A 19,322-nucleotide genomic window follows, 5' to 3' on the forward strand; every position below is an offset into this window, starting at 1 on the left:
CTCCATGCCCGCGATATACTGCGGGCATGGACAAGAAAAAACCGACACCGATGCGGCGCCTTGCCGCATCGCTAGTCGCACCACTGGTCGCCTGCTCGTTGCTGCTGACCGCCTGCGCTCCGCTGACTGCGACCCAAACCCCGCCCGTCTCCATAGCGGGTCTGCGCTTCATCGGCGAACAACGCCTGCCGTGGCGCCAGCAGTTCCAGGGCACCATGGTCGGCGGCCTGTCCGGCATCGACTACGACGCCGCCACCGACGAATGGGTGATCATCAGCGACGACCGCTCGGCCAACAACCCTGCCCGCTACTACCGCGCGCGCCTGGCCTACGACGAACACACGTTCAAGTCGGTCGAGCTGACCGGCGTATCGTTCCTGCTTCAACCGGACGGCAGCACCTACCCCTCCAAGGAAGAATACGCGATACGCGGCGGCGTCGTGCCGGACCTCGAAACCATCCGCGTCGATCCGCACGACGGCAGCATCTGGTATGCCAGCGAAGGCGATGTCGCCCTCGGCCTCGATCCCTTCGTGCGCCATGCAAGCCGGGACGGCCGCTTTCTCGCCACGCTGCCGCTGCCGCCGGTTTTCAGCGTCACGGCCAACCACACCACCGGACCGCGCAACAACCTCAGTTTCGAAGGCATGAGCTTCGCACCGGACGGACACACGTTCTGGGTGTCGATGGAAGGCCCGATGTACCAGGACAGCGACGCGCCGACGCCCGAACATGGCGCGGTCAACCGCCTCACCCGGTTCGGCCGCGACGGCAAGGTGCTCGGGCAGTACGCCTATGCGCTCAGCGCCATTCCAGCCGCGCCGGGCAAGGGCAAATTCGCCGACAACGGCGTCTCCGAAATCGTCGCACTGAGCGACACCCGGCTGCTGGCGATGGAGCGCTCCGGGGTGCAGGGCGCGGACGGCAAGTACAAGGACTACGTGCGCCTGTTCGAGGTCGACACGGCCGACGCGTCCGACATCGCGCATCTGCCGGCGCTGCAGGGCGCATCGTATCGGCTGGCGCAAAAGCGCCTGGTACTCGATGTCAACCAGTTGAACCTGCCCACCGTGGACAACCTGGAAGGCATGTCTTTCGGACCGCGGCTGGCCAACGGCCACGCCAGCCTGGTGCTGATCTCCGATGATAACTTCGGCAAGAACCAGGTTATCCAGCTCTTGCTGTTCGAAGTCATTCCGTGACCAGGGCGCCCAGCGCCGCTTCCGGCACGGGACGGCTGTACAGATAACCCTGATAACGTCGGCAACCCAGTTCCTCCAGCAGCACGCGCTGCGCCATGGTCTCGACGCCTTCCGCGATCACGTCCAATTGCAGGCTGCGCGCCATCGCGATGATGGTCCGCACGATGACCTGGTCGTTGCTGTCGCTGGCCAGGTCGCGCACGAAGGACTGGTCTATCTTCAGTTGACTCAAAGGCAGGCGCTTCAGATATTGCAGCGACGAGTAGCCGGTGCCGAAATCGTCCAGCGAAAAACGCACGCCGATCGCCTTCAGCTCCTGCATGCAGGCGATGGTTTCCTCGATCTTATCCAGCAGCACACCCTCGGTCAGTTCCAGCTTCAGCGAGCGTGGATCGATACCATGCCGCTCTACGGCGGCGCGCACCTCCGCACCAAAATCCGGCTGATGGAATTGCTGCGCGCTGACGTTGATCGCCAGGACCAGCTGCGCCATCCGCGGCGCCGTTTGCCATGCCGCGAGCTGCGCACACGCCGTCTCCAGCACCCAACGGCCGATCGACAGTATCAGCCCGGTCTCCTCCGCTAGCGGAATAAAGCTGGCCGGCGACACCGTCGTGCCATCGCCGCGTATCCAGCGTATCAGCGCCTCGGCGCCGCGTGCCTTGCCGTGCTGGTCGACCTGCACCTGGTAGTGCAACACGAATTGATCGCGTTCGATCGCGTGGCGCAGATCGTTTTCCATTTGCGCGCGTTCGCTGATGCGGTCCTGCATCTGCCGGTCGAAGAAGCGCATACCGTTGCGGCCGGCCTGCTTGGCCTGGTACATCGCGATATCGGCCTGCTTCAACAAGTCGTCCGGAAGTGGCGGCTCGCCGTTGTGGAACAAGGTCGCGCCGATGCTCGGCGTGCTGCGGCAGTGATGCGTCCCCAATTCGTAAGGCCGGTTCAACGCCGCCAGTATCTTGGCTCCCAGCGACTCGACTTCGGCCGCAGCTTCCAACGCACCGCTGCTTAGTCCCTCCACCAGCACCACAAATTCGTCGCCCCCCAGGCGCGCGACGGTGTCGCCCTTGCGCAGGCTCGATTGCAAGCGCTCCGCCACCTGCGACAGCAGCAAGTCGCCGACGTTGTGGCCCAGCGTGTCGTTCAGAATCTTGAAGTTATCCAGGTCGATAAACATCAACGCGCAGTAGTGGTCATGCTGGCCACTGGCTGCCAGCACTTGGCGCAGGCGGTCCAGCAGCAGGCGGCGGTTGGGCAAACGGGTCAGCGGATCGTAGAACGCCAGGCTGCGGATTTCGTCGTTGGCTGCCTTGCTGAGCGTGATGTCGGTCAGCGCGGCGACGTAGTTGGTGATCTCGCCGCCGTTGTCGCGCACGGCGGTGATGCTCAAATGTTCAGGATAGACCTCGCCGTTCTTGCGGCGGTTCCATATCTCCCCTTCCCAGATGCCGTCGCGCGCGATGGCGGTCCACATCACCGTGTAGAAATCCGGCACATGCCGCCCGGAGCTCAATAGCCTCGGCGTTTGACCGACCACCTCCTCGCTGCTGTAGCCGGTGATGCGAACAAAGGCCCGGTTAACTTGCACGATGCGGCCGTGCGCGTCGGTCACCATCATGCCCTGAGCGGCTTCGAATACAGTGGCGGCCAGGCGCAGCGCCGCGTCGGGATCGGGATCGGGATCGGCGACATACGCCGGTGCGTACGCGCTCAGGGGAGGTGACATGTAGAACCTTAGTTACAAAAGATGGAATAAGCGAAGGTTACTGATCCTCATCAAGAAAATAATTGATCCAGATCAAAGAAATTGCAGTTCCAGCTCACTACCATGATCTAATCGTCCAGAAAATAAGAGTATAAAATCATGAATATCTCCATCGAACGCAATAATTGCGCCGAGTGCGAGCATCGCATGACGTGCGTTGGCGCCGCCGCCGGCAATCGGGACGCCAGCCAGCGCATACGCATCGCCCGCCACGACACCCTGTACCAGGCCGGCGATGCGGTCAGCGATCACATTTTCAACATCCGCTCCGGCAGCTTCAAGGTATTGCGCGCCGCGTCGCAACAACCAGCGCAGATTATCGGCTTCGCGCTGGCGCCGGATTTCCTCGGCCTCGATGCACTGGACCGCGAGCGGCACGCCAACACCGTCATCGCGCTGGAGGACAGCGAGGTGTGTAGCATCAACTGGAACCGGCACGCCTTCGAAGGGCGGCGGCGCCCGGTGATGCGGGCCAGCCTGCACGCCCTGCTCAGCCGTGAGATCCGCCGCGAACAGCGCGCCGCCCTCATGCTGCGCAATACCCAGGCCGAGCAACGCATGGCCGACCTGCTGCTGTCGCTGTCGCAACGCCGCGTCGAATTCGGCCACGTGGCCGAGCAGTTCCGGCTGCCGATGTCGCGCTGCGATATCGCCAGCTACCTCGGCGTGACGGCCGAGTGCGTCAGCCGCCTGCTGCTGCTGTTCCGCCAGCGCGCACTGTTCGAGTTGCGGCGCAGGGACATCAAGCTGCTGGACCTGTCGGCGCTGCACCGCATGGCGATCGGCAGCGCGCCGGAATCGGCAATGGTGGCGTCATGACGGCGCTGGAACTGGCCCAGTGCCAGCTTGGCAGCCAGATACAACTGGCACGTGGCGAGCACCTGTTCCAGATGGGCGCCGAAGCCGACGGCGAACTGTATTTTGTCCGCAGCGGCCACTTGAAGATCTACCAGCCCTGCGACGACGGCGTGCAGCGCATCATCGACTTCACGCGTCCCGGCGACTGGCTGGGCGTCGACACGATAGGCGAACAATATCGGCACGCGTCCGCCCACGCCTTGACGGACTGCCAGGTGGATGTGGTGCAGTACCGCCATCTGGCCGAGTTGATGGACGAGGAGCCGTACAGCTGCGACTTGTTCAGCGCGATGCTGAGCCGCGAGATCGACCGCCAGCAGCTGGCCGCCGCCATCCTGCGCAGCGCCGGCGCCTGCCAGCGCATCGTGATGTTCCTGCTGCAGCGCGCCGGGCCGGCGCCGCAAGCGCCGATGCTGGAAACCCATGCACCGCTGCCGATGTCGCGCCAGGACATCAGCGACTACCTGGGCCTGACCCCGGCCACCGTCAGCCGCACGCTCAGTTCCCTCAAGCGCAACGGCTGGATATCGCTGGGCCAGCGCGGTTTTGTGGTGCAATCCCGCCCCGCGCTGGAGCGCTTGGCGGCCGGGGCGCCGTTGGCCATCGCCCCCCAAGCCGCCTGACGCGGCGTCACACTGCTGATTTTGCTCGGCGCCTGCGGGTGGTGATGCTTTCGCGATTCAAGCCCCAATTGTCGGTCTCCACCTCGTCGATGATGACGAAGGTGGTTGCCGGGTCCTTGTCCAGCACACGGGTCAGCAGGTCGGTGACGCCTTCGATCAGCTCCAGTTTCTGGGCTGCCGTGACGCCTTCTTTGGTCACGCGGATGTTCACGTATGGCATGGCGCGGCTCCTTACCAGGTGCCGGCGGTGGCGCCGCCGTCGACAGGCAGCACGACGCCGCTGGTGAAACCGGATTCGGTCAGATACAGCACCGCTTCCACCACATCCTTCACGCCGCCCATTTCGCCGCTCGGCGACAACGCCTTCAGGAACGTACGCGTGCCTTCGTCCTTGCCGTGCATCGGCGTATCGATAATGCCGGGAGCGACCGCGTTGACCTTGACATTGGAAGCGGCCAGCTCCAGCGCCAGGCCGCGCGTGGCGTTATTCAAGCCGCCCTTGATCAGGATCGGCAGCAGCGCCGGCACCTTGGCGGTCGGCTGAAGCGCCAGGCTGGCGGTGATGGTGACGATATGGCCGGAGCGGTTGGCGCTCATGTGCCGCGCGGCCGCCTGCGATGGGTAGAAAAAGCCCATCAGATTGGTGTTGACGATGGTCTGCACTTCTTCTTGCGTATAGTCGCCGACTGGCTTGGCGATGAAAATGCCGGCGTTGTTGATCAGGACATCAACCTTGCCAAAGGCCGCAATGGCGCGTGCGAACAGCTCCCTGGCCGTGGCAGGATCGGCGATGTCGCCCGCCACCGGCAGGAAGTTGGATGGATTGCCCCACTGCGCGGCGGCGGTCTGCAGGCGGTCCAGCGTCCGGGCGTTGCCGACCACGTTGTAGCCGCGTTTCAGGTAAGCCTCGGCGATGGCGAAGCCGATGCCGCTCGATGCGCCGGTGACGATAACTGTTTTCATGGTGATGCTCCTTTGGGTTTCTGGTTGCGGCGTTCAACGACGCCATGCAGATCACTATACTTATGACTTCGGCGTTGATAAATGAGGTTCAATGCAAGATAATTGATACACCATGTAATCAATGAGGCCAATATGAAGCGCAATTTCGACGACGTCCTGCTGGGCAGCATAGAGCTGTTCTGCTTTGCGGCGGAACTGGGCAGCTTTACCGCGGCGGCCACCGCGGCCAGCGTGACGCCGGCCGCGGTCAGCCGCTCCATCGCCAGGCTGGAGGAACGGCTGGGCGTGCGCCTGTTCGTGCGCACCACGCGCCAGATCCGCCTGACGGACGGCGGCCGTCACTATTTCGAACAATGCCGGCAGGCGCTGTCGCTGCTGACTGACGCCGAGCGCCAGGTCACGGGCGGCCAGGCCAAACCGGCCGGCGCGCTGCGCATCAGCGCACCGACGCCGTATGCGCATTACCGGCTGCTGCCTTTAATGGGGGAGTTCCGCCGGAAGTACCCGGATGTGACGGTGGATATCCACGTCAGCAACCGCAATATCGACTTCGCCGACGAGGGCTACGACCTGGCGATACGCGGCCGCGCGCCGGCCGACTCCAGCCTCATCGCCCGCAAACTGGAGGACGCGGAGCTGGTGCTGGTCGCCTCGCCCGCCTACCTGAAACGCCACGGCAAGCCGCGCAAGCTGGAGGACCTGCACCAGCATGAATGCATACAGTTCGAGCTGCCCAGCACCGGCAAGCGCATTCCGTGGCAGTTCATGCAGGACGGTGTGGCGATCGACATGCCGACCAGCGGAGGCTTATGCTGTTCGGAGGACGTGCTGGGCATCGTCACGCTGGCGCGCGCCGGCGCGGGACTGGTGCAGACCTACCGCTACATCATCGAACAGGACCTGGCGCGCGGAGACCTGGTCGAACTGCTGCCGCAACACGGCGGCACGTCGCGGCCCTTTATCCTGCTGTATCCGCATGCTCGCCACCTGTCGCTGCGAGTGCGCACCTTTGTCGACTTCCTGGTGGCCAAGCTGCAGGACCACTAAGCCAGCATATCCGCGAAGGCGCTGCGGGCAGGATGATGCAGCACGTCCTTGCGCCAGACCAGCAGCGTTTCGACCTGTGCGATATGCGGCGGCAGCGGGTGCTGGCGTATGGTCTTGACCAGCTTGCGCTGGTTTAGCAGCTCTTTCGGCATCAGCGCCACGCCCATGCCGGCGGCCACGCAGCCGATGATCGCCTCAAAGGTGCCGAATTCCGACACCCGCGCCGGCGCCGCGCCGCCCTCGGCAAACCAGGCTTCGAGCCGTCGGCGGTAGGTGCAGCCGGTGCGGAACACCAGCAGGTTGCGCCGCGCCAGCTCCTGCGGCGACGTCACCGGAGCATGGCCGTGGCAGGTAATCAGCACCAGTTCCTCTTCAAACACCGGCAGCTGCTCAAGGTCCGCGTGCTGCACCGGGCCTGCCACCAGGGCCACATCCAGCCGGTGCTTCAGGACGCCGTCCAGCAGCTGGTCGGTGGGCGCGGTGTCCAGTATCAAATCCACATGCGGGTGCTTGCGGTTGAAGGCGGCCAGCACTTGCGGCAGGCGCGCCGCCGCCGTGGTCTCCATCGAGCCGATGCGCAGCTGGCCGGACGGCTTCTGGTCCGGCTGCATGGCGGCCTGCGCTTCCTCCGCCAATTGCAACAGGCGATCGGCATAGGCCAGCAGGCGCGAGCCTTCGACGGTGATTTGCAGTTTGCGGCCGGAGCGATGGAACAGCGGCACGCCCAACGACTCCTCCAGCTGCGTCAGCCGCGCCGAGACGTTGGACTGGACGCGGTTCAGCCGCGAGGCGGCCAGCGTGACGCTGCCCTCCTCGGCAACCGCTTTAAAGATGCGCAAGGCGGAGAGTTCCATGGTCGATTCTTAAAATGAGATAGGTTACTTCATTATTATTCATTTTTTGAAATAGTCAAACCATCCTATAGTACAGTCATGAAAACCGACCGCGCCCCCTCCCTGGCCATCCTGCTCGCATGCAGCTTCGCCTTCATCATCGTCCAGCTGGACGTCACCATCGTCAACGTCGCCCTGCCGCAGATAGGCCGCGAGCTGGGCGCGGACGTAACGGACCTGCAATGGGTGGTGGATGCCTACACGCTGGGCTTCGCCGTCTTCCTGCTGTCGGCCGGCGCGCTGGGCGACAAGTTCGGCTCGCGCCGCACCTTCCTGACCGGCTTCGCACTGTTCATCGCGGCCTCGCTGGCCTGCGCGATGGCGCCCAGCGCCACCGCCCTCAATATCGCCCGCGCGCTGCAAGGCACCGGCGCCGCGCTGCTGGTGCCCAGCTCCCTGGCCATCCTCAACGCCACCTATGCCGATGACAAGGCCATGCTGGCCAAAGCCATCGCATGGTGGACCGCCTCCGGCGGCATGTCGATCGCGGCCGGGCCGGTGCTGGGCGGCCTGTTGCTGTCGGTAGCCGGGTGGCGCAGCATCTTCTGGGTCAATGTCCCGATCTGCGTTGTGGGTTTCTGGCTGACCTGCCGCGTGGTGCCGGCGTTGGCCGGGCGCGATCCGCATCGCTCGCTGGACCTGGCCGGACAGCTGCTGGCCATCGTCGCGCTGACCGGCTTGATCGGCTCCGTCATCGAATTCGAATCCCTGGGTTGGTCGCACTGGATGGTGCGCGGCGGCCTGGCCGCGGCGGTTGTGGCCGGAGCGCTGTTCATCGGCGTCGAGGCGCGCAGCAAATCGCCCATGCTGCCCCTGTCGCTGTTCCGCAGCGCGCCCTTCTCCGGCGCGGTGCTGTTCGGTGTGCTGGTGAATTTTTCATATTACGGCGTGATCTTTGTGCTCAGCTTTTACCTGCAAAAAGTGCGCGGTTTCGGCGTGCTGCACGCGGGCCTGGTGTTCCTGCCGCTGACGGCCACCTTCATCCTGTCCAACATCGTCAGCGGCTGGATGGCGCCGCGCACCGGGCTGCGCACGCCGATGATCGTGGGCGCCATCATTGGCGCCAGCGGTTACGCGCTGCTGGGCTGGTGGGGCATATCGAACGGCGCCACCTTCCTGGCAATGCTGCCAGGGCTGGCACTGATCCCGGCCGGCATGGGCCTGGCGGTGCCGGCGATGACCACAGCTATCCTGTCCGGCGTGCAGCGGCGCCAGGCCGGCACGGCTTCGGCGGTGCTGAACACGGCGCGCCAGGTGGGCGGTGCGGTCGGCGTGGCGATCTTCGGCGCGCTGCTGGCGGCCGGCGCCGATGGCGCGGAAGCCAACCGCCACATCCTCAGCGGAATCCAGCTGGCGATGGGCGTGTCGGCCGCACTGTTGTTGCTGGCGGCGTTGCTGGCGTTGACGTGCATCCCCCGGCCGGCGGCGCAGCTTCGATCCGTTGCGGACTGTCCTGGATAGACGGCGGCGACAGGCAGTTGTCGCACCGGCAGCAACGCGCGAAGTCTGGCGGACAGTCGCCGAAGTAATCGAGCAGCAGCTCCCAGCGGCAACAGCCGCTCTGCGCATACGCCACCATCTGGTCCAGGCCTTGACGGTCGCGCTCATGCTTGTCGACGTAAAGCTGTGCCATCCGTTGAAAATCCGCTGCCTTCGGCGAACCGCCCGACAGCACATAGGCCAGTTTGCGGTTGCGCTTCAACAGCTTGCCATCCTTGAGCATTTTCAGGCAGATCTTCAGTTGCCCAGCGGGCGTTTGCTCCAGCAGCGGCTTCAATTCCGCCTCGGTAAACGATGCCCGGCCCAGCGCCACGGCCGCCTCGTACACGGCCTTCAGCTCGTCGGCCGATGGATAGTGCTTGATCAGGAAGTACTGCTGCAGGCGCTTGTCCGCGTGGTAGTACACCAGCGTGCATTCGGCGTCCAGCCCATCCCGGCCGGCGCGCAGCTTGCCGTGATAAATGGTCGCACTCTCGCCTGCCTGCCGCAGCAGCTCATGCATCTCTTCGGCCGCCTTCACGGTCGCCGCATAGACGATGCCGACGCCGTCGCTGTCGCGCACCAGTTGCAGCGCGGCCGCGTACTGCTCGTCCGGATTGGTCACCTGGCGCACGCGATAGTGCAGGTTCGGCCGGTAGATGCCGGTATTGATGACCGCCATGCGCGGACGGCCCAGCTGCCGGCCGATATCGGCGATCACTTCGTCGGTCGCGGTGGCGGTCAACGCCAGCAGTTGCGGATTGCCCAGTGCATCGAGCGCCGCGCCGATCTCCAGGTATGCCGGACGAAAATCATGGCCCCATTGCGAAATGCAGTGCGCCTCGTCGATGACCACCAGCGAAATGCCGCTGCGTTTGAGCAGCGCCAGAAACTCCGGCGTGACCATCCGCTCCGGCGTGCAAAAAATCACTTCCTTCTCCGCGCGACCAATCGCAGCCAGCGCGGCCAGTTCGTCGCCGCGCGACAGGCTGCTGTTGACCTGTGCCGCGCTGGCGATACCGCCCTCCTCCAGCTTCTCGGCCTGATCCTTCATCAGCGATATCAACGGCGACACCACCAGCGTCGCGCCGTCGAGCAGGTGGGCCGGCAGCTGGTAGCACAGCGACTTGCCGCTGCCGGTCGGCATGACGGCCAGTGTGTCGCGTCCCGCCAACACACTCTCGATGACGCGACGCTGGCCGTCGCGCAGCGCCGCCATGCCGAATACCTTGCGCAGCACGGTGGCGATCCGCTTCGTTTGGCTGGGTTGCGGGCTTGCCATCTCACTCTCCGTTGAGCGGGTCGCCCCGCCGTGCAAGCAGCTTAGCCATCGGATTACGGGCGGTATGTACGGCAGCGCACCGTCGATCGTTAACGGCTATCGCATTCCGGCACGGCATGAGGTCCCGGCCTGCATGCAAATCTGTCATACTGATGTTTTTTCGCTGACATGAATAGATGGACCCGAGACGAGAACATGTGCGCCGCTTGCTACAGGTGGACGCCCACATCAGCGACATGGATGGTCAACACTACGTCGTCACACAGATCATCGACATTTCCCGCATGGGCGTAGCCTTCCTCAGCGACCATCCGCTGCCGACGGACACCAACTACGTGCTGACGTTCTGTTTTCCCGGTAGTTCCATCCAAAACAAGGTCACGCTGACGGTGCTGCACAGCGCCCTGATCGGAACCCACGGCCGCTATCGCAACGGCGCGCGCTTCCTGGCCATCCCCGACCAGGCCGCGGAACTGATCTTCGAATACTTGACCAGCGCACCCGAAGCCTAACATCCGCAGCCGCGTCCGCCGTGCTATGATTTTCCGCTTGTGTCACCATGCGGAAAATCCCACGATGTGGATCGTTCAAATCGCCTTGCGTCGCCCTTACACCTTCATCGTGATGGCGCTGTTGATTCTGCTGTCCACGCCGCTGGTGCTAACCAAGATGGCGACCGACATTTTCCCGGAAATTAATATCCCCGTCGTCAGCGTGATCTGGCAATACGGCGGCCTGTCCGCACAGGAGATGGGCCAGCGCGTCGCCAATTCGACGGAACGCAGCCTGACCACCACGGTCAACGACATCGAACATATCGAATCGCAGTCGCTGGCCGGTTCGTCGGTCATCAAGATTTTCTTCCAGCCGGAAGCCAATATCCAGACCGCGATCGCGCAGGTGGTGGCGATCTCGCAAGCGCAGCTGCGCCAGCTGCCGCCGGGGATGCAGCCACCGCTGATCATCAAGTACTCCGCCTCCAGCATCCCGGTGATCCAGCTGGGTCTTTCCAGCCCGTCGATGACCGAGCAGGCCATGTTCGACACCGCGGTCAACTTCCTGCGGCCGCAGCTGGTCACCATTCCCGGCGCGGCCGTGCCCTACCCTTACGGCGGCAAATCGCGCCTGGTGTCGGTGGACCTGGACACCAAGGCGCTGCAAGCGAAGGGGCTGACGCCGACCGACGTGGTGGCCGCCGTCAACGCCCAGAACCTGATCCTGCCATCGGGCACCGCCAAGATAGGCGGCACCGAATTCAACGTCAGCATGAACGGTTCGCCCGACACCATCGCGGGCCTGAACCAGCTGCCGGTGCTGAGCAAGAACGGCAGCATCACCTACCTGTCCGACGTGGCGCGGGTGCGCGACGGTTTTTCGCCGCAGACCAACATCGTGCGCCAGAACGGCGAACGTGGCGTGCTGCTGTCGGTGCTAAAGAACGGCGGCTCGTCGACGCTGGACATCGTCAACACGCTCAAGGGACTGTTGCCAAAGGCGATGCAGTCGCTGCCGGCGGAATTGAAGATCACGCCGTTGTTCGACCAGTCGCTGTTCGTCAAGGCCGCGATCAGCGGCGTGGTGCGCGAGGCCATCATCGCCGCCGCGCTGACCGCCGCCATGATCCTGCTGTTCCTCGGGAACTGGCGCAGCACCTGCATCATCGCCGTGTCGATCCCGCTGTCCATCCTGTCGTCCATCCTGGTGCTGCACATGCTGGGCGAGACCATCAACATCATGACGCTGGGCGGCCTGGCGCTGGCGGTCGGCATCCTGGTGGACGACGCCACCGTCACCATCGAGAACATCGAGCGCCACCTGCACCAGGGCTCGGACCTGCACCAGGCCATCATGGAGGGCGCCGGCGAGATCGCCGTGCCGGCGCTGGTGTCCACGCTGTGCATCTGCATCGTGTTCGTGCCGATGTTCTTCCTGACCGGCGTGGCGCGCTACCTGTTCGTGCCGCTGGCCGAGGCGGTGGTGTTCGCGATGATCGCGTCCTACATCCTTTCACGCACGCTGGTGCCGACCATGGTGATGCTGATGATGGACCACGCGCCGTCCGCAGTGGACGCGAAGCCGAACCTGCTGCAACGGGTCTACCTGCGCTTCGACGCCGCGTTCGAGCGCTTCCGGGGCGGCTACATCATCATCCTCTCCACGCTGCTGACGCACCGCAAGCGCTTCGGCGGCGCCTTCCTGCTGTTCTGCGTGCTGTCGCTCGGGCTGGTGTTTGCCATCGGCCGCGACTTCTTCCCGAGCGTGGATTCGGGCCAGATCCGCCTGCACATGCGCATGCCGACCGGCACCCGCATCGAGGAAACCGCGCGCGTCACCGACGAAGTGGAGAAAGTCATCCGCGAGGTGATCCCGAGGGACGAGCTGCAAACCATCCTCGACAACCTCGGCACACCGTACAGCAGCATCAACCTCTCATACAGCAACGCCGGCACCATCGGCACGCTGGACGCGGAGATACTGATGTCGCTGCACGAGGATCATCGTCCGTCGAAGGTCTACATCGACCGTTTGCGGCGCGAGCTGCCCAAGCGCTTCCCCGGCGTGGAGTTCTTCTTCCAGCCGGCCGATATCGTCACGCAGATCCTCAACTTCGGCCAGCCGGCGGCGGTCGACATCCAGATCGCCGGCAAGGACCTGGCCAGCAATTACCAGCTCGCCGCGCGGCTGATGAAGCAGATCAAGCAGGTGCACGGCGCAGTCGATGTTCACATCCAGCAGCGCATGGACCTGCCGACGCTGGGCCTGAAGATGGACCGTGGCCAGATGAAACAACTGGGCCTGAACCCTATCGACGTGGCGCAGAACCTGCTGGTTACACTGTCGGGCAGCTCGGTGACGCAGCCGGCGTTCTGGCTCAATCCCAGCAACGGCGTGGTGTACAACGTGGCGGTGCAAACGCCGCAATACCGCATCGACGACCTCGATGCGCTGCTGCGCACGCCGGTACGCGGCGCCGGCACGTCTGGAGCGGTGGGCGATGGCACCGGCGCCACCCAGCAGTTGAGCAGCCTGGTGACGGTGTCGCCGTCGACGCAGCCGGCCATCGTCTCGCACTACAACCTGACGCCGGTGATCGACATCTTCGTCAGCGTCGAAGGCCGCGACCTGGGCGCCACCTCGGCGGAGATCCAGAAGCTGGTGGACCAGATGGGCGCCAAACTACCGCGCGGCAGCAAGATCGACCTGCGCGGCCAGGTCGAGACCATGCACTCGTCCTTCTTCGGACTGGGCGTCGGCCTGCTGATGGCGATCGTGCTGGTGTACCTGCTGATCGTGGTGAACTTCCAGTCCTGGGTGGACCCGTTCATCATTGTCACCGCGCTGCCGGCGGCGCTGGCGGGCATCGCCTGGATGTTGTTCCTGACCGGGACCACGCTCAGCGTGCCGGCGCTGACCGGCGCCATCATGACCATGGGCGTGGCCACCGCCAACTCGATCCTGATGGTGTCGTTCGCGCGGCAGCGCCTCAACGACGGCCTGCCGCCGCTGTCGGCCGCGCTGGAAGCGGGCGCCACGCGTATCCGGCCGGTGCTGATGACGGCGCTGGCCATGATCATCGGCATGGTGCCGATGGCGATCGGCATGGGCGAAGGCGCGGAGCAGAACGCGCCGCTGGGCCGCGCCGTCATCGGCGGACTGCTGTTCGCCACCGTCTCCACTTTGCTGTTCGTGCCTATCGTCTTTGCGGGCGTCCACCGCTATCTGGAACACCGTGCCGCGCGCCGGCTTCCGTCCACGCCTGCCGTCGCAGAAGGGAATACCTGACATGTCCGAAAAACGCCACGCCACGCTTGGCATCCATCACACGCCGGAGGATGGCGCGCACCACCACCCGCATCGCGGGCCTATCCTCAGGCGCGCCAAGCTGGCAGGCCTGATCGCCATCGTCTTGCTGCTGGCGGGCGGCGCCGCCACGCTGGTGCAGCGCGCCGTGCATGCGAACGCGCTGGCGACGGCCACCACCGAATTAAACCAGCAGTATGTACTCGTCACCAGCGCCAAGGCGGCGCCGGGCGGCGAGCCGCTATCCCTCCCCGGCACGCTACAGGGCATCATCGAATCGCCCATCTATGCGCGCAGCAGCGGCTATGTGCTGCGCTGGACCAGGGACATCGGCGCCCGCGTCAACAAGGGCGAGGTGCTCGCGGAGATCGATACGCCGGAAGTGGACCAGCAGCTGTCGCAAGCCGTGGCGGCGCGCCAGCAGGCGGCGGCCAGCCTGGAACTGGCCAAAAGCTCGGCCGAACGCTGGGAAGCCTTGCGCAGGAAGGACGCCGTCACGCAACAGGAGCTCAATGAACGCAACAGCGCCTACACACAGGCGCAGGCCAACCTGGCGGCTGCCGACGCCAATGTGCGCCGCTTGCAGAAAACGGGGGACTTCAAGCGCGTGGTCGCGCCGTTTTCCGGCGTGATCACCAGCCGCACCGTGGATGTCGGCGATTTGATCAACGGCGGCAACGGCGGCGCGGACCGGGCGCTGTTCCGGCTGGCGCAGGTCGATCCGCTGCGTGTGTACGTGTATGTACCGCAGGCCTACGCCCAGCGCATCAAGATCGGCGACCGCGTCACGGTCACGCAGGCCGAGCTGACCGGCCAGAAGTTCAGCGGCACGGTGGTGCGCACGGCGGGCGCCATCGACGCGGCCACGCGCACCATGCAGGTCGAGATCAACCTGCCGAACAAGGACAACGCGCTGCTGACCGGCTCCTACGTGCAGGTGGCCTTGCCGCTCAGCGGCAGTTCGAATGCGCTGCTGGTGCCGTCCAACGTGCTGTTGTTCCGGCCGGAGGGGCCGCGTGTGGCGATGGTCGGCGGCGACGGCAAGGTCAAGCTGCAGGCCATCACGCTTGGGCATGACCTCGGCAACAGGATGGAAGTGCTGGGCGGACTGACCACGGCCGAGCGGCTGGTGCTCAATCCGGCGGATTCGCTGGCCGACGGCGATGTGGTGCAGGTCAAGCAGGCCAAGGCCGATGCCGGCGCCGGCGCGGCCGGGAAAGCATCGCAATGAACCAGCGCCGCACACTCGGAGCGCTGACCGCCGCGCTGCTGCTGGCAGGCTGCGCCAGCGCGCCGGTCTACGAAAAGCCATCCATCGACCTGCCGGCCATGTGGCAATCATCCGCCCCCTTCCGCACCGCCATGCCCGACGACGCGGGATTGAAGGGCAACTGGTGGGAGGTTTTCGGCGATGCGCAGTTGAACCAGCTGGCGCAACAGGCGCTGGCGCATAACCAGGGCCTGGCCGGCGCTGCGGCGCGGCTGGCGCAGGCGCGTTCACAGGTGACGGTCAGTTCGGCCGGCCTGTTCCCGCAAGCCGGCCTGCAAGCCGGGGCGGCGCGCCAGAAGACGTCGGCCAACCGTCCGCTGGCCGCTTACAACGCCACCAGTCAATCGGTCGTGCAAGACAATTACCAGCTGGGTTTTGCCGTCAACTACGAAGCCGATTTGTTCGGCCGCGTGCACAGCGGCGTGCAAGGCGCGCGCGCCTCCGCCGAACAGGCGGCGGCCGACTTTGAGAACGTGCGGCTGGTGCTGACCTCCGAACTGGCGGCCGACTATTTCAACCTGCGCGAGCTGGATGCGGAAATCGATGTGCTCAAGCAAGGCATCGTCTTGCAGCAGAAGGCCTACGATTTCATCCAGGCCCGGCACGAACTGGGCGCGGCCACCGGCCTCGATCTGGCGCAACAACAGTCGCTGCTGGACGCCAGCCAGACCCAGCTGGAGCTGCTGCACAGCCAGCGCTCGCAGTACGAGCACGCCATCGCCACGCTGACCGGCACGCCGGCGCCCTCCTTCGCGCTGCCGTCCGCCGTGGTGGCGCTGAGGCCGCCGTCGCTGCCGGTCGGCCTGCCGTCGGACGTGCTGCAACGACGGCCGGACGTGGCCGCCGCCGAGCGCGCGGTGGCCGCCGCCAACGCCAACATCGGCGTCGCCCGCGCCGCCTGGTTCCCGTCCGTGACGCTGCAATCGAGCGGTGGCTGGGACAGCAACCAGATGAGCAGGCTGCTGCAAGCACCTAGTCTGCTATGGTCGCTCGGCGCGGCCGTCACCCAAACCCTGTTCGACGCCGGCAAGAGCGACGCCACCGTGGCCATCGCCCAGGCCGGCTATGCGGGGGCGGTCGCCAACTACCGGCAAAGCGTGCTGGTGGCGATGCAGGAAGTCGAGGACGGCATGTCCGCCCTGGCGGCGCTGGGCCGCGCCCTTGCGCTGTCCGAGGCCGGCGTGCGCAGCGCGCAGCGCGTGCTGGAGCTGGCCAACGACCGCTACACCGGCGGCGTTGAAACCTACTTCGACGTCATCACCGCCCAACAGACGCTGCTCAACAACCAGCGCTTGGCCATGCAGATACGCGGCAGGCAGATGGTTGCCTCCGTCTACCTGGTCAAGGCGCTGGGCGGCGGCTGGACTACCAACCGATATCCCTGAGCAGCGGGAAGCTAAGGTCGCGCGGCGGGCTCACCTCGTGCGTCAGGTCGCCGTTGATGGACGGCTCCATCAGCAGGTTGGGGAAGGCGCTGACATCGTAGTGCGACACGGACGATCCCGGCTGATTGGGATTGGGCGCGTACATCAGCACCCGGCCCGCCGCATCGGTGCCCGCGCGGATCGCCAAGTTCACGCCGAGATTGGCAAAGACGCCTGAATGCGTGCGCGAGCGCGTCGCCAGCGCAGCCTTGAGCCGAATGCCATCGTCCAGCGTGATGCGCACGGCAGGGATCACGATGCCGGGATCGGTGCCGCCCAAGCCGGGCGGCGGCGCACCGGCGGCGTTGTCGGCGATGATGACGCCGATGGCGCCGGCATCCTGCGCGTTCCTGACCTTGACCACGAAGGTGCAGCTGCCGCGATCGATCAGGGCGATCTTCCCGTGCACCGCCAACGCGTTGGACGGCGCCAGCGGTGTGCAGGCCAGTCCACGGTCGGGCGATGTGTCGACGACCGGCATCAGCTCGCCGGTCACGCCGGGGCTGGCCAGCGGCGGCCCGAAGCTGGCCGTGCCGACCTGGGTGATGCCGGCGATACCGGCCGGCGCCAGCACCGTCAGCACCGGCGTGCCCTGTTGCAGCACCGTCTGCGCGGCCTGCTTGACGATCGCCCCGTTCCACACCAGCTTGCCGGACTTGACGGCGGACGCCGCACGTTCGGCGTCGCTCATGTCCTTCCACAGCTTGCCGGTGCTGGTGTCCAGCAGGAAGTAGTCCCAGATGCTGGGGACACCGTCCAGTTGCTCGCCGGTTTCGTCGTCGGTGTAGGTCTGGAAGCCGAGGCCATGGCCGAACTCATGCAGCAGCACCGTCACCAGGTCGACCTCGGCGCCATGGCTGTCGTCCAGGCCGAGATAGAACGGCGCGCCGGTCAGGCAGCCCGGCTGGCCCAAGTTGACGTTGAAGCGGGCGCGGATGTCCGGCGTGGTGGGATCGGCGTCCACGCCGAGGTATTTATTGGTCTCCGCCTTGCTGAACCAGGCGTTGGCGACCGGCGCGCCGGGAAAGTCCCTGAATGCTTCCAGCGCGCCGGCCGAGCCCAGCACCGCGCCGCCGTCGTTGCACGGCAGCGCTTCCCAAGTCGCCAGGATGCGGATCGGCACCGTGCTGGTCAACGTGCCGCCCCACTTGCTGGCGGCGGCCTGGAAGGCGTTCAACCGTTGCGCGCCCAGCGTGGTGCCGGCGTTGCCGCCGACCGGAGCGACCGGCGTGGCGTCGTTGAAGCCGACGCCGGCCGGGTCGCCGTTGACGATGATGATGGTCGCGGCGGCCCAGGCCGACGAGGTGCACAGCAGCGCCACTGCTGTCATGAAGGCTGGCAAGATGCGCTTCATTTTTGCTCTCCTTGGGCGGCGGGATTCTTGTGCACCGAATACTGGGTATGCGCTTCATCGAGCACCACGCCGACGCCGCCGTGCGGCGGATGGATCGTCGCCGGTCGGCTGGAACGCGCTCTTGGCCCTGCCGCGCTGGCGCGGATTGCCTTGTCCAGCTCGGCGGCCTGGTCCTGGCTGGGGTCGCCCAGCTTGCCGGTGGCGGGATCTTTGTAGGCCTTGAGCCCGCCGGCGGCGGCTGCCGCCTGCTGTGGTGGCGCCAGCTGCGTGACAACATTCACATGCGGGAACGTCATCAGGCCATTGTCCGGCGCGGCCTGCGCTGCTGTTGCCGCCAACGCCAGGCCGCATATGGCCAACCGTTCCACCGGCCGCCGCGCCCGCAACGCGCCCGCCAGCCCGCACATGCCCAGTGCGATCAACGCCACGGTGCCGGGAACGGGTAGCGCGGTCGCATTCACGCTGACGGAATCGATGCCGATGTAGTCGCCGTGGATGCTGGTGTCATCGACCACGTAACGGAAGGCAAACCGGCCGCTGGCTGGCGCCGTCAAGGCGCCGACCGTGATGGCATGGTCGATCCAGCCGGTATCGGTGGCCGAGTCGAAGCTGCCCAGCAGATTGAAGCCGCCCAGGTTGGTGCTGGCGCCGCCCGTGCTCAGGTACACCTGGACCGTGTCCAGAAAACCTTCCCCCAGCAGGCGCAAAGCGAAGTTCAGCGACTCGCCATTGGACAAGGCCAGCTCCGGCGTCAGCAGCCAATTGCTGACCGCGCCGCCGAAGCCGGCGTTGTTGAGATTGGCCGCGACATAGGCATTGGCCGGGCCGGCGGCCGCCGCGAAGATCGCGGGATCGCCCTGGAACCAGGACGTGCCGCCGGGCGGAGAGCTGTCGTTCACGAATACCCAGCCGTTGGCGGCCAAGGCCGTGATGTCGTTGAAGCTTTCGCTGAGCAAGGGCGCAGCGGAGGCGGAGACGGTACAACCAGCGGCGACTGCAAGCAGTCCCGCCCAGCGTTTAATCAAGTCCATGTCTATCCTCATGATGAGAAGGTGGAATCGGAAACCCCATTGGTACGGCTCAACTTGCCTTGATTAGATCGATTCAATACTCATCAGTTCCCGCCTCGGCAAAAAAAATCCGGCGCGGTGGCCGGATAATTTGGGGAATCTTTTCGTTCAGATGGTCGCGGCAACTCCGTACTTTTTCCGCACTTTCGGCTGCCATTAGAAAAAAGGCCCGCGTCAATTGACGCAGGCCTTTGATTTTCTTGATAAATTCTGGTGGGAAGTGCAAGTTTCGAACTTGCGCCCCTGCAGTGTAAAGGCTCAAATACGAGACAGCGGGAGCCTTCCAAA

At 65.3% G+C, this 19,322-nt stretch carries 15 protein-coding genes and 1 pseudogene; 9 read left to right on the forward strand and 7 right to left on the reverse strand.

Features of this window, described 5'->3' with window-relative positions:
• Positions 1-26 precede the first annotated feature (26 nt).
• Positions 27-1,202, forward strand: coding sequence for an esterase-like activity of phytase family protein (locus KVP70_RS22530; RefSeq protein WP_217944531.1), 1,176 nt, complete (start codon positions 27-29; stop codon positions 1,200-1,202).
• Here KVP70_RS22530 and KVP70_RS34885 read toward each other — a convergent pair.
• Positions 1,192-2,931, reverse strand: a complete 1,740-nt coding sequence (locus KVP70_RS34885) for a putative bifunctional diguanylate cyclase/phosphodiesterase (protein WP_217944533.1) — start codon at positions 2,929-2,931, stop codon at positions 1,192-1,194. The genes KVP70_RS22530 and KVP70_RS34885 overlap by 11 nt on opposite strands.
• Before the next feature lie 138 nt (positions 2,932-3,069).
• Between KVP70_RS34885 and KVP70_RS22540 the strand changes: the two genes are divergently transcribed.
• Positions 3,070-3,789 (forward strand): helix-turn-helix domain-containing protein, encoded by a 720-nt coding sequence (locus tag KVP70_RS22540; protein ID WP_217944534.1) that lies wholly within the window; start codon positions 3,070-3,072, stop codon positions 3,787-3,789.
• A complete protein-coding gene (locus tag KVP70_RS22545) occupies positions 3,786-4,451 on the forward strand; it encodes a Crp/Fnr family transcriptional regulator (RefSeq protein WP_217944536.1) in 666 nt (221 codons plus the stop codon). Before KVP70_RS22540 ends, KVP70_RS22545 begins: the two co-directional genes overlap by 4 nt.
• 7 nt (positions 4,452-4,458) lie before the next feature.
• Here the strand turns inward: KVP70_RS22545 and KVP70_RS22550 are convergent, their stop codons facing one another.
• Together KVP70_RS22550 and KVP70_RS22555 are read right to left on the reverse strand one after the other, a co-directional pair.
• Complete coding sequence (locus KVP70_RS22550) at positions 4,459-4,671, reverse strand: 2-hydroxymuconate tautomerase family protein (protein ID WP_217944537.1); 213 nt, start codon at positions 4,669-4,671, stop codon at positions 4,459-4,461.
• 11 nt (positions 4,672-4,682) lie between these two features.
• Positions 4,683-5,414, reverse strand: coding sequence for an SDR family NAD(P)-dependent oxidoreductase (locus KVP70_RS22555; protein ID WP_217944538.1), 732 nt, complete (start codon positions 5,412-5,414; stop codon positions 4,683-4,685).
• A gap of 132 nt (positions 5,415-5,546) precedes the next feature.
• Here KVP70_RS22555 and KVP70_RS22560 point away from each other — a divergent pair, with 132 nt between their 5' ends.
• Positions 5,547-6,461 (forward strand): LysR family transcriptional regulator, encoded by a 915-nt coding sequence (locus KVP70_RS22560; protein WP_217944540.1) that lies wholly within the window; start codon positions 5,547-5,549, stop codon positions 6,459-6,461.
• On the opposite strand, the gene KVP70_RS22565 is transcribed toward KVP70_RS22560, so the two are convergent.
• Positions 6,458-7,315 carry a LysR family transcriptional regulator gene (locus tag KVP70_RS22565; RefSeq protein WP_217944542.1) on the reverse strand — a complete coding sequence of 286 codons (858 nt, stop codon included), beginning with the start codon at positions 7,313-7,315 and terminating at the stop codon, positions 6,458-6,460. The genes KVP70_RS22560 and KVP70_RS22565 overlap by 4 nt on opposite strands.
• A gap of 78 nt (positions 7,316-7,393) precedes the next feature.
• Between KVP70_RS22565 and KVP70_RS22570 the strand changes: the two genes are divergently transcribed.
• A complete protein-coding gene (locus KVP70_RS22570; RefSeq protein WP_229225028.1) occupies positions 7,394-8,815 on the forward strand; it encodes an MFS transporter in 1,422 nt (473 codons plus the stop codon).
• Between the two features lie 70 nt (positions 8,816-8,885).
• Here the strand turns inward: KVP70_RS22570 and KVP70_RS22575 are convergent.
• A pseudogene (locus KVP70_RS22575) lies at positions 8,886-10,115 on the reverse strand (RecQ family ATP-dependent DNA helicase); the annotation flags it as partial.
• A 197-nt stretch (positions 10,116-10,312) separates the two neighbouring features.
• On the opposite strand from KVP70_RS22575, the gene KVP70_RS22580 reads away from it, so the two are divergent.
• From KVP70_RS22580 to KVP70_RS22595, 4 genes are all read left to right on the forward strand, one after another.
• On the forward strand, positions 10,313-10,627 hold the full coding sequence (locus KVP70_RS22580; RefSeq protein WP_262311697.1) for a PilZ domain-containing protein: 315 nt from the start codon (positions 10,313-10,315) through the stop codon (positions 10,625-10,627).
• A gap of 64 nt (positions 10,628-10,691) precedes the next feature.
• The gene (locus KVP70_RS22585) at positions 10,692-13,898 is read left to right on the forward strand and encodes an efflux RND transporter permease subunit (protein WP_217944545.1); all 3,207 of its coding nucleotides are present in this window, start codon (positions 10,692-10,694) and stop codon (positions 13,896-13,898) included.
• Between the two features lies 1 nt (position 13,899).
• Positions 13,900-15,147: an efflux RND transporter periplasmic adaptor subunit gene (locus KVP70_RS22590; protein ID WP_217944546.1), complete on the forward strand. Its 1,248-nt coding sequence runs from the start codon at positions 13,900-13,902 to the stop codon at positions 15,145-15,147.
• Positions 15,144-16,571 carry an efflux transporter outer membrane subunit gene (locus KVP70_RS22595; protein WP_217944548.1) on the forward strand — a complete coding sequence of 476 codons (1,428 nt, stop codon included), beginning with the start codon at positions 15,144-15,146 and terminating at the stop codon, positions 16,569-16,571. Before KVP70_RS22590 ends, KVP70_RS22595 begins: the two co-directional genes overlap by 4 nt.
• Here the strand turns inward: KVP70_RS22595 and KVP70_RS22600 are convergent.
• Positions 16,552-17,964 carry a PA domain-containing protein gene (locus KVP70_RS22600; RefSeq protein ID WP_217944550.1) on the reverse strand — a complete coding sequence of 471 codons (1,413 nt, stop codon included), beginning with the start codon at positions 17,962-17,964 and terminating at the stop codon, positions 16,552-16,554. The two genes, KVP70_RS22595 and KVP70_RS22600, sit on opposite strands and share 20 nt — an antisense overlap.
• The gene (locus KVP70_RS22605; protein WP_217944551.1) at positions 17,961-18,995 is read right to left on the reverse strand and encodes a choice-of-anchor J domain-containing protein; all 1,035 of its coding nucleotides are present in this window, start codon (positions 18,993-18,995) and stop codon (positions 17,961-17,963) included. The genes KVP70_RS22600 and KVP70_RS22605 overlap by 4 nt, the downstream gene beginning before the upstream one ends.
• Positions 18,996-19,322: the final 327 nt, after the last annotated feature.

The organism is Duganella violaceipulchra (genome assembly GCF_019166075.1).
Classification (GTDB): domain Bacteria; phylum Pseudomonadota; class Gammaproteobacteria; order Burkholderiales; family Burkholderiaceae_D; genus Rugamonas; species Rugamonas violaceipulchra.